Here is a 14,692-nt window from a genome sequence, read left to right as displayed (position 1 = left end):
ACCATTTGCTATAATATCCGAGTAATACAGTAAACATTCCAATTAATCTATTGATTAAGCAAGATTAAAACTGATTATTGTGTGTTGCTTATAAATTATAAGATATTGAAAATATTTTAATTTTTATCATGAAACATACTTTTATTTGATTTTTATTGCTTTGCTTAATCTATCAAGAAGTTAAATTATGAAAAAATCCCTTAAAATCATAGGTGCATTGATTGTCGTAGCAATTCTTGCAGCTATTTTATTCTTATATTGGCCTTTATATAAACGTGCCGTTCCAGCTGCTGAAAATGACCAACCGATTGATGTTGTATTGATTGGTGGTGGTATTATGAGTATGACTTTAGCCACCTATTTACAAGAGTTAGAGCCTGATTGGAAAGTGCAAGCCTTTGAACGTTTAGATGCGGTGGCATTGGAAAGTTCTAATGGTTGGAATAATGCAGGTACAGGTCATGCTGGTTTTGCTGAATTAAATTATACACCTGAAAAAAATGGTGTAGTACAAACTGAACGTGCAGTTAAAATTGCTGAACAATTTGAAATTTCTCGCCAATTTTGGGCTCATCAAGTGCAACAAGGGCGTTTAAGTGCTAATCCTGCTGATTTTATCAATGCTGTACCACACATGAGTTTTGTGTGGGGCGATAAAAATGTAGAATTTTTGCGTAAACGTCATGAAGCGATTACCAAAAATCCATTATTTTATGGTATGGAATTTACCACTGACCAAGAGCAAATTCGTAAATGGGCTCCATTAATTATTGAAGGACGTGATCCAAATCAAAAAGTGGCAGCAACTTATATGCCATTAGGTACTGATGTGAATTTTGGTGTGATTACTAATCAATTAACTGATAGTTTAAAACGTAACTCAAATTTTAAACTTGAAGTGCAACATGAAGTGCGTGATTTACGTCAAAATGATGATAAAACGTGGAATGTAACCGTTTATGATTTGAAAAATAATACTGAACGTACAGTTAAAACAAAATTTGTATTTATCGGTGCGGGTGGTGCTTCATTAAAATTATTACAATTATCTGGTATTCCTGAAGCGAAATATTATGGTGGTTTTCCTGTAGGTGGTCAATTCTTATCATTTGAAGACCCTGAAATTACCACTCGTCATCGTGCTAAAGTGTATGGTCAAGCGGAAGTGGGGGCTCCACCAATGTCTGTTCCACACTTAGATACACGTTTCTTAGACGGTAAGCAAACCATGTTATTTGGTCCTTATGCGTTATTTAATACACGTTTTTTAAAAACAGGTTCAATTTTTGATGTAGTTTCATCAGTTAATAATAATAACGTCTTAGGTATGATGAAAGTAGGTGTGGATAATACTGATTTAGTCACTTATCTCATGCAACAAGCTCAATTAAATGATGAAGCACGTCATGCAGAGTTGTTGAAATATTATCCAAATGCAAAAAAAGAGCATTGGAAATTAATTACAGCAGGTCAGCGTGTACAAGTGATTAAGAAAGACCCTGAGAAAGGTACGGTTTTACAGTTTGGCACTGAAGTCGTAACAGATAAAGACCATTCGATTGCAGCTTTATTGGGTGCTTCACCGGGTGCTTCAACATCACCTCCAATTATGCTGACGGTATTGACAAAATCATTCCCTAATCAAATGAAAAATGGTTGGGAAGATAAGTTGAAACAAATTATTCCATCTTATGGTTTAAGTTTGAATGAAAGTGCCGAATTAACCAATAAAATTCGCCGTATGACCAGTGAAGCATTAAAACTGCCATATCTTGAAGTACCAGCAGATTTAACACCAAATGCTCCTAAGGCTGATGTAAAACTTGATACACCAAAGCGTGATGATAAATCAACATCTAAAAATTTAAACAATGAACAACAAGCATTGTAAGCATTTAAGGTAGATGTGAAATAGCTAGGTCGATGTTACCTAGCTATTTTTTATGATGATAATAGTTATTTTGAAATATAATATTAAGGTTTGATAGATTGCTAAGTCTATGATAAAAAATAAAAATATAGCAAAATAGGTGAATTGAAAATAGAAAATTGTCTGTATAAAAATCAGCTTTTTATATAAAAGTCAAATAGATAAGATGAATTATTTTAAAAAATATGCTATCTTATGCGTCAAACTTTCTGTCAGTCGGAATGTAATATTATGGTCATTGTAACATTCATTATCCTTCTTATTATTGCAGTCTTTTTATTTCTGCATTGGCCTTTAATCAAACGTAGTGTTCCAGCACCACAAAATGAGCAACCTGTAGAGGCAGTTGTTATTGGTGGCGGTATTATGAGTATGACCCTTGCAACTTATTTGCAAGAGTTAGAACCAACATGGAAAATTCATGCTTTTGAACGTTTATCAGCGGTTGCTATGGAAAGTTCTGATGGTTGGAATAATGCGGGAACAGGACACGCAGGTTTTGCAGAATTAAACTATACACCACAAGCTAAAGATGGTAGTGTAAGTGCTGACCGTGCGGTGGGTATTGCAGAACAATTTGAAGTAGCACGCCAATTTTGGGCTAGTATGGTTAAATTAAAACGTTTAAGTGCTACACCGACTGATTTTATCAATGATGTACCACATATGAGTTTTGTATGGGGTGATAACAATATTGAGTTTTTGCGTAAACGTCATGAAGTGATGACTAAAAACCCATTATTCTATGGTATGCAATTTACAACTGACCAAGAACAAATTCGTAAATGGGCTCCACTTTTGATTGAAGGACGTGATCCAAATCAAAAAGTAGCAGCAACTTATATGCCGATTGGTACTGATGTCAATTTTGGTGCGATTACTCGTCAATTAACAGAAAGTTTACAACGTAGTGAAAACTTCAAGTTAGATTTAGAGCATGAAGTAACAGCATTACGTCAAAATGCGGATAAAACGTGGAATGTTACCGTTAAAGATTTAAAAACCAATACTGAGCGTACCATTAAAACAAAATTTGTATTTTTAGGTGCGGGCGGTGCATCATTAACTTTATTACAAATGGCAGATACACCAGAATCACATAATTATGGTGGTTTCCCTGTAGGTGGTCAATTCTTATCATTTGAAGATCCAAATATAACAGGCAAGCATAATGCAAAAGTCTATGGTCAAGCTGAAGTGGGAGCACCACCGATGTCTGTGCCACACTTAGACACTCGTTTCCTTGATGGTAAACGTACTATGTTATTTGGTCCTTATGCATTGTTTAATACACGTTTCTTAAAAACAGGTTCAATTTTTGATATTGTATCATCAGTAAATAATCACAATTTATTTGGTATGATGAAAATTGGTGTACAAAATACAGATTTAATTAAATATTTAATGCAACAAGCACAGCTTAAAGACAATGACCGTCATGCTGAATTGGTTAAATATTACCCTACTGCTGAACGTAAATACTGGAAATTAATTACAGCAGGTCAGCGTGTGCAAGTGATTAAGAAAGACCCTAAATTGGGTGCTGTGTTACAATTTGGTACTGAAGTGGTAACAGATAAAGATCATTCTATGGCAGCGTTATTGGGAGCTTCACCAGGTGCATCAATTTCTCCGCCTGCAATGCTTGATGTATTAGCAAAATCATTCCCAGAACAAATGAAAAATGGTTGGGCAGAAAAGTTAAAGCAAATCATTCCATCTTATGGGCAAAAGCTCAATGAAAGTGTGGCTTTAACTAATGAAATTCGCCGTATGACCAGTGAAGCATTACAATTAACGCATATTGAAGTACCTGCAGATTTAGCAACTCGTCCAACAGCTGAAGTATCAGCTCAAAGTGAAGGTAGCAAAAACTTAAATAATGAAGAGCAAGCGTTGTGATGTTACTCTTGATGTTCAAATATGCTAAGTAGAAATACTTAGCATATTTTTTGTAACCACGATTTACATCAAACCTATCATAAAGTACTTTTATCAATCCACAGTTCAGCATATAATAATTTTTTTGCAAAGAGATAGTACAATGTCTGAAAAACAAACTGAAATCATTGATTTAGTAGTCGGTACGGGTAAAGAAGCGGTTAAAGGTGCATTAATTACCACACATTATACGGGGTGGTTAGCTGATGGAACAAAGTTTGATTCATCGATTGATAAAGGTCGTTATTTTGAATGCGTGATTGGTACAGGACGTGTGATTAAAGGTTGGGATATAGGGATTATGGGTATGAAAGTAGGTGGTAAGCGTAAGCTCATTGTACCATCACATTTAGCTTATGGCGAGCGTAAAATGGGGAATATTATTCCACCGCATTCCGATTTGACTTTTGAAATTGAATTATTTGATGTGAAAACACGTGATGATTAATGATAAATGTTGATGAAATATGAGATTGTATATTTAGAATATCGATAAGATAGAGAATCGCCGTGCGTGAAAAATTGCAGTGGTTGAAACAAGAATTTCAACGTTTATTATTATTGATTAAAAAATTACTCATTATTGTGCTGAGTGTATTTTTAGCATTTCAATTAGCTGTATTTGCGAGTTTATTCTATTGGCGAACTAATCCTGTTGAAACTACGATGTTTATGCGTTGGAGTTATTATTTTGGTGGTAATTTAAATCAGGGTATTCAACATGAGTGGCGAGATTGGGACGAAATTAGTCCTTATATGGCACAGGCAATTATCGCTTCTGAAGATACACGTTTTATTAAACATCATGGCTTTGATTGGCATAGTATTGAAAATGCATTGATTAATAACCAACGACATGGTACGGTAGTTCGTGGTGGTTCAACCATTTCTCAACAATTAGCAAAAAATTTATATTTGACTAATCATCGTTCTTTATTACGTAAAGGGCAAGAAGCGATGATTACGATTATGATGGAATTATTATGGTCTAAAAAACGTATTTTAGAAGTGTATATGAATTCGGTAGAGTTTGGCGATCATATTTATGGTGTGGAAACAGCGTCTTTGTATTATTTTGGGCATAGTGCCAAGTATTTAACTCGTGAGCAAGCAGCATTTTTAGCAGCGATTTTGCCACAGCCACGTTATTATCAAAAAAATCGCAATAATGCAAAATTAAAACAACGTCAGCGTGTTATTTTAGGACGTATGGCGAGTAGTCAAGTGCCAAAAGATTAAATTAAACAGTAGGTTGAGTATGTTAGAACAATTACATTTGCCACAAAAAAATATCATTAAATGGTGGGGGGTACAACATTTTGATTTAAATCAAAGTCGAATTTGGCAAATGGGGTCTTTACAAATCAAAATTACTCGTCATTTAACTGAGTGGCGTTTGGAATATTATCGCCCTGAAATACAATATGACTACGAACAGGATTTTCGTGAAATTTTGGATACGGCTTATCAATTACCACAGCCGAGCCAAGTCAATCGTTTTATGTTTAAGCATACTGAGCCGACTTTACATCTAATGCCACGTTTAGCACCACGCTCGATTGTGATTAAACCTGTTGAACCGATTTATGTTGCGAGTGGACAAAGTGCAATATTATATATTAGTACACCTTTATGGTTGCGTGCTTATATTCATCGTGCGGAACAGCCTTTATTTGAATTACCGATTATGCGTCCTAAGGAAACATGGTTTGGCGAGAATAAACGTGAAGGGCAGATTTGCTATGTAACATCGGTAGATGGGCGTACAGAATTAGATGCGTTGGTACTCAGAGCATTTCGTGCGGTAACGCCTGTATTTGTGCAAAATGTAAGTACACGCCCTTTGCATTTTGAACGTATGAATATTCCTGTAACGGCATTACCATTATTTTATAGTGAAAGTAGCGGGCGTTTAGTTACATCGTTAATTCGTGTGAATTATGATGGAGACCAAAATCCACGTATTAAAATTGAACAGCGTAGCCCAGATTTTGCAGGTCAAGTGGAAAATATTCATTCTGAACATGAGCAAACCACATTATTTAAAATGTTTGAATTATTTTAATGAGTAGGATATGGCAAATAATATTTCTCAAGAGATTAGCCAAGATTTAACCAATACTTTTCAAGGTATGCTCAAAAGTTTTAGCAGTGAGCGTATAGTAGAAATTTTACTTGCGGTGATTTTGGTTTTTATAGGTTTTTTATTAGCTCGTTTTATTTCCAATACTTTTGTTAAAACCATTGGCTTAAAGCTCAATGCCCATCAAAATTTGGTATGGCGACGTTTAATTTTTTATGCGATTTTCCTATTTTTTGTGATTGCAGGTTTAAAAGAAGCAGGTTTTAATTTAAGTTTATTTTTAGGTGCGGCGGGTATTTTGACGGTGGCATTGGGTTTTGCATCGCAAACATCAGCCAGTAACTTGATTAGTGGTATGTTTTTAATTGGCGAAGGGGCATTTGAAGTGGGCGATACCATTCAAATTACCTATATTCGTGGGCATACTTTAGAAGGTAAAGTGATTTCGATTGATTTAATGTCGGTGAAATTATTAACTTTAGATAATATTTATATTCGACTGCCAAATGAGCAACTTATTCGTTCACCTGTATTGAATTTATCCAAATTTCCAATACGCCGTTTACCGATTACGCTCTATATTGATTTTAAAGAAGATTTAAGTAAAGTGCGTAAAATATTATTGGACGTAGGTCGTCAATATCATTTGGCTTTAGAAGAGCCTAAACCAACAGTTGCGGTTACAGCATTTAAAGAAACATCGCTTGAATTATTATTTTGTGTATGGTGTCGTCAAGAAAACTTTACTTTGGTGCGAGATGAAGTGCAAGAAAAAGTATGCGATGCTTTTGTGCAACATCAAATTCGTTTTGCGGTACAAAAAATTCAAGTGCTTAATGATACTGATTTAAACGCAGATATCAATGAAAGCTAAAGAAGTTAAGAGTTGGTGCAGATGGAAGATTTTTTAGCCATGCGTCCCTATGTACGCCGTATCGAATTTATACAGCAACAGCATATTGATTGGAGTGAATTTCCATTTAATATTCCTGCAGTGCAAAATTTGGATAAAATAAATTTTCATGCTGATGTAACATTTTTTGTAGGGGAAAATGGTTCTGGGAAATCGACTGTATTGGAAGCGATTGCTAAAGCTTTTGGTTTAGGCACAGAAGGTGGTAATCGTAATATTGATTTTAAAACAACGAATAAAATTGATACAGGATTGGAACAACATTTACGTTTAATCAAAAGTTTTAAACGTGCTAGAGATGCTTACTTTTTAAGAGCTGAAAGTTTTTATAATGTTGCAACTTATATGGATAATTTAGACGACCCTGCTTATTTAAATGGTTTTGGTGGCGGTTCTTTACATACACGTTCACATGGCGAAGCATTTATGGCGATGTTGTTACATAAATTTAAAGGTAATGGTCTATATTTGCTAGATGAGCCTGAAGCCGCATTATCGCCAACACGTTTATTAGCTGCTTTGGTTCAAATTGATGAATTAGTGAAAAATAATTCACAATTTATTATTGCGACCCATTCACCGATTTTATTAGTTTATCCTAATGCACAAATTTTCCAATTTGACTATGTAGGGGTAAGACCGATTGATTATACTGATACTGAGCATTACTTTATTACTAAAGATTTTCTCAATCATTTTCCAGCACGATTAAAAGAATTATTGACTTAGCTAATGTTTAACAATTTATTTCTATGTTAAAATAGCACAATTTATAACTGAAAAATAAATATGCAAACCTTTCCCTTATTGCTTGAAGCTGAAGATTTAGCATTATACTTTGAACGTGAGCAGATTGATGAACAACACATTCGATTTGTAGATTTAAGTCGTGAAAGTGTATATCGACAAATTCATTTACCCCATGCGGTACATTTATCAGCCAAACGTTTAGTACGTCAAGTTGATGAAATCACAGGTTTATTACCTTTAGCTGATGAATTGCAAGCTTTAATTGCTGATTTAGCCATTTCGCCACAGCATTGGGTTATTGCTTATGATGATGAAGGTGGTGGTTGGGCAAGTCGGTTGATTTGGACTTTACATTGTTTAGGTTTCGAGCGAGTGAGTCTCTTAAATGGCGGTATCCATGCGTGTTTGGCTGCACAATTACCTGTAACAAGTGATTTGCCTACTTTAGCACCTGCATCTGAATTATTGCCTATACATCTGACTGGACAGTATCGTATTGAGTATGATGAATTATTGGCAAAAGTCGAGCAAGGCAAGGTACAATTATGGGATTGTCGTAGCAAAGAAGAGTTTATCGGCGAAAAACGTATGGCTCGCCGTGCAGGGCATATTCCCGAGGCTGTAAATTATGATTGGCTAAATTTATTTGATAAACAACAGCAGTATCGATTATATCCTTTAGCTTACATTCGTCAGCAATTAGAACAGCAAGGTTTAGATTTAAATCAACCATTGGTGGTGTATTGTCAGTCCCATCATCGCTCAAGTTTAGCTTATGTGGTGGCACGTTTACTCGGTGTTGATGTGCGTGCCTATGATGGGGCATGGAGTGAATGGGGCAATCAAAGTAACAGTTTAATTGAATTAGGAACATAATATGAAATTATCAAAGTTAAAACAGCAGTTGTTTATTCAATTCCAAAAACATATCCCACAACATCAATTAAGTCGTTTAGTGGGGAAAATTGCGGAAAGTGAACAGCCAGTGCTTAAAAATATTGCTATTCAATCATTTAAGATAAAATATGGCATTGATATGTCGATTGCTGAACAGCGTAATGCCTTGAAATATAAATCATTTAATGAATTTTTTACCCGTTCATTAAAACAAGGTGTACGTCAAATTGATGATAATCCACAAGCTATTGTTTGTCCTGCTGATGGTATGATTTCACAAATTGGACGTATTACACAAGGTGATATTTTCCAAGCTAAAGGACAATCATTCTCGGTGGAAAAATTAATTGGCGATACACAACTGGCACAACCTTTTATCGATGGTCAATTTGCAACAGTGTATTTATCGCCAAGAGATTATCATCGTGTACATATGCCGTTGGCAGGGACTTTAACCGAAACTTTATATATTCCGGGTGAGTTATTTTCAGTTAATCAAACCACAGCAGAAAATATTGATGGTTTATTTGCCCGTAATGAGCGTATGGTATGCTTATTTGATACTGAAATTGGTCGTATGGCGGTGGTTTTGGTCGGTGCGATGATTGTAGCAGGTATTGAAACGGTGGCAACAGGCAAAGTAAAACCAACAGGGCGTTTAGAGTTAAATCATCATCAATTAGCGTTGGCGAAAGGCGATGAGTTAGGGCGTTTTTATTTAGGTTCAACAGCAATTGTTTTATTTGAAAAAGATAAAATGAATTGGCAAGCCATGTTTGATGCAAATAGCAAAGTAAAAATGGGCGAAAAATTAGGCGAAATTTTAGCTAAATAATTGGCTTATCATGGTAAATGGTAGATAAAAGATGAAAAAATTTGCAATATTCTTGACATTATGTGCTTTATCGCCAATGGTGATGGCAAATACAAACTTACCTTTTGTAGGTAAAAAAGCGTTTAATTTTAGTCCATATCCTGAAGAGCAACACGTGATTGAAATTCAAAGTAATGGTCAAATGACAGTGTCTTTACCTGAAATGGATAGCGTGTTATATCAAGGTCAATATCAGACTTTATTTCCTGTGTATGATGCAATGGGTGATTTAAGTGGTTATTATCAATTTGATGGTACGACTAAAATCAATGCACTCAATGAACACCGTGAATTTGAAATGGGTTGTAATTTAGAAAATGATGATATGCCGTGTCAGGCGGAGTTTTACGAGATTACACCTTAAACAATTATAGTTTCATCATTGAATATACACAAAATGGGGTTAGGTTAGTGAAGACTTAACGTGTTGTTGTGATGTTCAAAGTCTTAATCTTTCTTTTTTGTCTCATATAGTAAAACAATTTATTATGATATGAAACTGTCGCCTTGAGCTTATCGAAAGGTGATAGTTTCTTATTATATATGTCCAAATAATTGATTTTACAAAGGGTTTATATAATCACTCTCTATGTGTTATATCCTTCTATAATACCATATCACTCTAATACAAAAAATTTACACGACCGATAGTTTAATACAAATTGTCATGATGATAAACTTGCATTATTTTTAATAATGTTATATCATAACAATATTGCACTATATTGGAGATTTCTTATGCGTAAAGGCATTCACCCTGAATATCAAAAAGTCTTATTCCATGATACCAATGCAGATGTTTATTTTTTGATTGGTAGCACTATTCAATCAAAGCAAACACGTGAGTATCAAGGGCAAGTTTATCCTTATGTAACGCTTGATATTTCAAGTGCATCACACCCATTCTATACAGGTGAGATTCGCCAAGCAAGTAATGAAGGGCGTGTTGCAAGCTTTAATAAACGTTTTGCTCGTTTTAAACGTTCTTAAGCGTATTAGAAAAAGATGGAACAAAGGCATATCCAATTGATATGCCTTTATTTTATATTTTAATGCATACCTAAAAATCGTGTAATCACTTGTTTGAGAGGTTTTAGATGTCCTGTAAAAAAGTGATTAGCATTAGGGAATATGCTAATTGGGTGTTTTTGTGGTGTTGCCCAAGTAATTAAATCGGATAGTAGCGTGATATCATCTTTTTCGCCGTGAGCAAATAAAATATCACCAGTAATTTCAGGTGTTTTGTAGTGGCGTAACCCAGCAACATAAACATCAGCAGTAGGTAAGCCACACAAAATCAGTTTTTTTGCACGTTGCTGTTCACCTAAAAGATGATGGCATTGAGCCATAACAAAAGCACCAAAACTAAAACCACCTGCATAAAATGGTAAATTTGGATATTTTTGTTTAATTTGGGCGATGACTTGTAACATATCTTCCGTTTCGCCTACACCATTGTCATGTTTGCCATCACTTTGACCTGCTCCACGGAAACTTGGACGGTAGGCGACACAACCCATCTCATTAAAAATTTGTGCTAAAAGTACAGGTACTTTATGATGGGCATTCCCTCCTTGTAATGGATGTGGGTGGCAAACAATTGCAATCCCTTTAATTTCACCTTCAGGTTGGGTTACAAAGCATTCAATTTTACCAGCTGAGCCAGTAATAAATTCAATTTGTTCAGACATAAATCAATGTTTTTAAGAAAATTACTTTAATATAAAACTAGTAAAATAAAAAGCACCAATTATAAACAACTGGTGCTTTTTAAGAACACTTAAATTAAAGGGTTCAATTAAGCAAAATCTAAACCTTTCTCGAAGCCTTTTAACATATGGCGAGCCATAGCCAAGTTAGACTTAGCACGGTCAAGAACCAAATACAAGAAAAGGTTTTCGTTAGCATCTAAAGGACGGATTAAGTGGTATTGTTTACCTAAAGTAACCAAGATATCTTCGATGCTGTCGCCTAAGTTTAAAGCAGCAGCAGCACGACGCTTAGCACGAACTACTTCAGTGTTACCAGCAGCAGCTAATTCTAAGTCAAGACCGCCACCTTGAGTAGCTAATGCAAGACCACTTTCGCTGTCTACAAGAGCAGCACAAATGAAACCGTCAATATCGCTTAATGCGTTTAATGAAATTTTTGCCATGATGGCTCTCCTCATTTAACATAATTAGTCTAAATTAGACTAATTTGAATGAAATACACCTAAACTAGGTATAAAGTTTAAATATAGGGCTATCAATAAAATTAAAACCCTAATCGCTTACGCAGTCGCCCAAAGAAACTCGATACAGCACTCGCTTGTTCAGTTTGTTGCGGTGTCGCTTGCTCTTTTGGTACTACAAATTTAACTAATTTTGCTTGTTCTACAGGCACTTCTTCAATAAGACGTGCAACTAAACAAGCTGAAATAAATTTTTCAATAGTTTGTGTATTGACTTTAGTAAAATTTTCTACTTGTTCAATACTTGCCCCTTTAGCAAAAGCTGCAGATAAACGAATAATATCTCGGCGGTCTTTACCTACTTCTGCCTGTGGCCAATAAATTAATTTGTAGAATTTCTGTTTTGATACAGGTAAATTCAATACATTGCTTGAGTTCCAAGCTAAATTAAATATCCATAGATGTAAATCTATACCAGCTACATCTTTTACTACATTTAAATTTTGTGCAGTAACATAAGTATAGTTAAAAGCTCCATCAGTTTTTAATTCAGAGCGTGTACTATTAAGCCAAACTTGTTCTGATTTAGCATTAATAATCGCTAAGTTACCAATACTATCAAACAGTTGGATATTACCATTTTTATCGTTAAAAATATCATCTAAAATTTTTTCGCTAACTACATTATGATTTGATGCAGTTGTTGAATTCAAAGGTTTAACTGTACTACTGATTGTTGCTGTTGTATTTGTAGTCGCTATAGGAGAACTTACATGTACATGAGTTGCAGTTTCACCATTAAGTACATATTGATTAATCCATTGATTTAAAGGGGCAGTATTAATCACTGGTACATATAAAACATCACCAACTAATTCACCACCTTTCGTTTCATCTTTAACTAAACGTAAATAATTAAGTCGTTTATTTTGAATTAAATTTTGGATATTGGCTGATGAAAAAAATACATCATTAATCATGATACAATCTAAATTTGGTTCAGCAATATTCGTCCAGTTCACTTGTACATGATTTGGAATCATCAAACGAATTTTGCTTTTGATTTCATCTAATAAACTTAGACTCATACCAAAAATTGCAATATTGATTTCACTTTTCATAAATTAATCAACTCAGATATGATCACGATAGACAACATCTTATTTAGTCCTACGATTTATATCATACTCTAAAAGAGTTTATATAAACTGTATATATTGTAATTGAACTGTTACCAAATGTCAAGCATAATGTGATTTATTTTGCATATTTTTAAAAAAATTGAGTTTATTTCACATTAGGTTTGATTAAATTCAATAGCTTGGATAAGATTGCTATCGTCTCTCATCATTTATTATCTATAACGTGAGTTCGGCTTAAATTAAATATTGTAACATATTGAAATATAAAGATTATATGGAGATTAAAGCTATGCAAGACACATCATTTTAATAAAACTTGGATAAAAGTTTATCTTGTAAAACGATGCTGTCCAACTCTACTGTTCATTAATTCTATCTATTTTTCTTTAATATCAAATAGTTGTATTTAAAAGCACCCCGAATTCACGTATACTATTAAACATCTGCAGCAACGATCGTTTCAGTTGCTTTGTTTAAACTATAGAATAATTGTCCTAATAAAATATCCTTATCTGTAACAGTAACGATGAGCATAGGATTATTTTTTGCGGGAATAGAAGTTAAGATTGCTTTACCATTTTCCGCATCTAAAGTAACGGTTTGACAACCTTTAAGATTAATCTCTGAAATGAAAGCTGTTACCATTGCTAAAATTGAACTACTTACAGCAGCAATTTTACCATTATTATTTACATTTTTTTTATTTGCTAATGCAAGTTCAAAACCATCCGTTGAACATAACATAACAAAATGTACCCCATGCACATTGCTCAAAATTGAATTAATTTCTAACTTTGCAATACTAAGCAATTTTGGTGGAACTGTACGACTTGGAGAAGTGCCTAAGTTAAACATTGTCATACCCTAAAAAGTGTTTGTTAAAAATTATTTTGCTAAAAAGTCAATTTCAGCTGTAGCGATTAATGTTTCAATTAGAAGAAAAACGTCATCTCGTTTGCGTGCATCAACTGCATAAAGTGGGAAGTTATAGCCATTACGTTTGAGCCAGTCTCGATACCCCGTGAGCAAATGGTCGCTTTTAATGTCTGTATGTGTGATGCCGATGACGATATTTTCTCCATGTGCTTTGAATTGATCAACAAAGAAAGTAATGTCTTTCAACGCATTTGGATTGGCGTGATCAACTAAAATGACAATACCTAAAGCCCCTTTACAAATCACTGGCCACATAAAATCAAAGCGGTCTTGTCCTGGTGTGCCATACAAACCAACTTTTAAATCCCCATCAATGGTAATTTCGCCATAATCGATACCTACCGTGGTAAGCATTTTTTCATGAGCTTCAATATCGGTATTTAGAACTTCTGTTGAAAGTACGGGAATTTCAGATAAAGCTTGAATCGCTGTTGTTTTACCTGCACCCATTGTACCGCCAAACACAATTTTATATTGTTGAAGTATCATATAATTTCCTCATACCTCTTACAATAAAATACAAATTTGTATTATAAGAAATAAATTGATCAACAAAGCATAATTTTAAATATTATAATACTTGACATACCATTTGTCAGTCGTTTTTAACAGTTTTTTTGTGATTTTTTTGACAAATTGTCTGGATTATGTGAAATAAACTATAAACCATTCTTATTAATAGTGGTTTAGAGGTGGTGCTGAATAGAATTATAGAGTTTCTGATTATCCATTATGATTTAATCCTTGAATTATTGTGTATATTAAATAGACAACAATATGTTAAACATAAATGATATAATATGCTTATTTTTTACTCATTTATTTAATTTTAAGTGGATAAATAAGATTTTATGCTTGACATGATGGGTTAAATCGATAAAGAATATGCATTCTATTTTACTTAGTTTAAACCACCCTTTAAATTAAGTTATCGCTTTGCAATTAGCCCATTCTTTTCACAAAAAGAGCAGGTCAATGTTATGATATTTACCCTTATTATCATAAAAGCGATGGTTTAGAGAACAATTCTCGTATTGGTAATTCTGTTTATGT

Annotated in this window: 16 protein-coding genes; 11 read left to right on the top strand and 5 right to left on the bottom strand. The window is 34.1% G+C overall.

Features of this window, described 5'->3' with window-relative positions:
- Nucleotides 1-187: 187 nt before the first annotated feature.
- From mqo (LU301_RS10040) to LU301_RS09990, 11 genes are all read left to right on the top strand, one after another.
- A complete protein-coding gene (mqo, locus tag LU301_RS10040) occupies nucleotides 188-1,891 on the top strand; it encodes a malate dehydrogenase (quinone) (RefSeq protein ID WP_305270424.1) in 1,704 nt (567 codons plus the stop codon).
- Nucleotides 1,892-2,125: 234 nt separating this feature from the next.
- Nucleotides 2,126-3,832 (top strand): malate dehydrogenase (quinone), encoded by a 1,707-nt coding sequence (gene mqo, locus LU301_RS10035; protein WP_305270422.1) that lies wholly within the window; start codon nucleotides 2,126-2,128, stop codon nucleotides 3,830-3,832.
- 142 nt (nucleotides 3,833-3,974) lie between these two features.
- Entirely contained in the window at nucleotides 3,975-4,319 is a 345-nt protein-coding gene (locus LU301_RS10030; protein ID WP_305270420.1) for an FKBP-type peptidyl-prolyl cis-trans isomerase, read from the top strand.
- Between the two features lie 113 nt (nucleotides 4,320-4,432).
- Nucleotides 4,433-5,110, top strand: coding sequence for a monofunctional biosynthetic peptidoglycan transglycosylase (gene mtgA, locus LU301_RS10025; RefSeq protein WP_370692257.1), 678 nt, complete (start codon nucleotides 4,433-4,435; stop codon nucleotides 5,108-5,110).
- A 13-nt stretch (nucleotides 5,111-5,123) separates the two neighbouring features.
- A complete protein-coding gene (locus tag LU301_RS10020) occupies nucleotides 5,124-5,936 on the top strand; it encodes a DUF432 domain-containing protein (protein ID WP_370692195.1) in 813 nt (270 codons plus the stop codon).
- 10 nt (nucleotides 5,937-5,946) lie between these two features.
- The gene (locus LU301_RS10015) at nucleotides 5,947-6,828 is read left to right on the top strand and encodes a mechanosensitive ion channel family protein (protein WP_305270413.1); all 882 of its coding nucleotides are present in this window, start codon (nucleotides 5,947-5,949) and stop codon (nucleotides 6,826-6,828) included.
- Between the two features lie 21 nt (nucleotides 6,829-6,849).
- Nucleotides 6,850-7,596, top strand: a complete 747-nt coding sequence (locus LU301_RS10010) for an AAA family ATPase (protein ID WP_305270410.1) — start codon at nucleotides 6,850-6,852, stop codon at nucleotides 7,594-7,596.
- Nucleotides 7,597-7,656: 60 nt separating this feature from the next.
- Nucleotides 7,657-8,493, top strand: coding sequence for a sulfurtransferase (locus tag LU301_RS10005; RefSeq protein WP_305270408.1), 837 nt, complete (start codon nucleotides 7,657-7,659; stop codon nucleotides 8,491-8,493).
- 1 nt (nucleotide 8,494) lies between these two features.
- Nucleotides 8,495-9,349: an archaetidylserine decarboxylase gene (gene asd / locus LU301_RS10000; protein ID WP_305270406.1), complete on the top strand. Its 855-nt coding sequence runs from the start codon at nucleotides 8,495-8,497 to the stop codon at nucleotides 9,347-9,349.
- 31 nt (nucleotides 9,350-9,380) lie between these two features.
- Nucleotides 9,381-9,752, top strand: a complete 372-nt coding sequence (locus tag LU301_RS09995; protein WP_305270404.1) for a hypothetical protein — start codon at nucleotides 9,381-9,383, stop codon at nucleotides 9,750-9,752.
- 374 nt (nucleotides 9,753-10,126) lie between these two features.
- Entirely contained in the window at nucleotides 10,127-10,378 is a 252-nt protein-coding gene (locus LU301_RS09990) for a type B 50S ribosomal protein L31 (RefSeq protein WP_305270402.1), read from the top strand.
- Between the two features lie 59 nt (nucleotides 10,379-10,437).
- Here the strand turns inward: LU301_RS09990 and LU301_RS09985 are convergent, their stop codons facing one another.
- The 5 genes from LU301_RS09985 to LU301_RS09965 all read right to left on the bottom strand — a co-directional run bounded on the left by LU301_RS09985 (nucleotide 10,438) and on the right by LU301_RS09965 (nucleotide 14,128).
- A complete protein-coding gene (locus LU301_RS09985) occupies nucleotides 10,438-11,079 on the bottom strand; it encodes an alpha/beta hydrolase (RefSeq protein ID WP_305270400.1) in 642 nt (213 codons plus the stop codon).
- Nucleotides 11,080-11,186: 107 nt separating this feature from the next.
- Nucleotides 11,187-11,543: a roadblock/LC7 domain-containing protein gene (locus LU301_RS09980; RefSeq protein ID WP_305274059.1), complete on the bottom strand. Its 357-nt coding sequence runs from the start codon at nucleotides 11,541-11,543 to the stop codon at nucleotides 11,187-11,189.
- Nucleotides 11,544-11,644: 101 nt separating this feature from the next.
- On the bottom strand, nucleotides 11,645-12,682 hold the full coding sequence (locus tag LU301_RS09975; protein ID WP_305270398.1) for a hypothetical protein: 1,038 nt from the start codon (nucleotides 12,680-12,682) through the stop codon (nucleotides 11,645-11,647).
- A 456-nt stretch (nucleotides 12,683-13,138) separates the two neighbouring features.
- A complete protein-coding gene (locus tag LU301_RS09970; protein ID WP_305270396.1) occupies nucleotides 13,139-13,558 on the bottom strand; it encodes a roadblock/LC7 domain-containing protein in 420 nt (139 codons plus the stop codon).
- A 30-nt stretch (nucleotides 13,559-13,588) separates the two neighbouring features.
- Nucleotides 13,589-14,128 (bottom strand): GTP-binding protein, encoded by a 540-nt coding sequence (locus LU301_RS09965; protein WP_305270394.1) that lies wholly within the window; start codon nucleotides 14,126-14,128, stop codon nucleotides 13,589-13,591.
- Between the last annotated feature and the right edge of the window lie 564 nt (nucleotides 14,129-14,692).

Source organism: Moraxella sp. ZY210820 (assembly GCF_030674635.1).
GTDB lineage: Bacteria > Pseudomonadota > Gammaproteobacteria > Pseudomonadales > Moraxellaceae > Acinetobacter.
The sequence above is the reverse complement of the archived record's forward strand: the minus strand, read 5'-3'. Positions and strand labels throughout refer to the sequence as shown.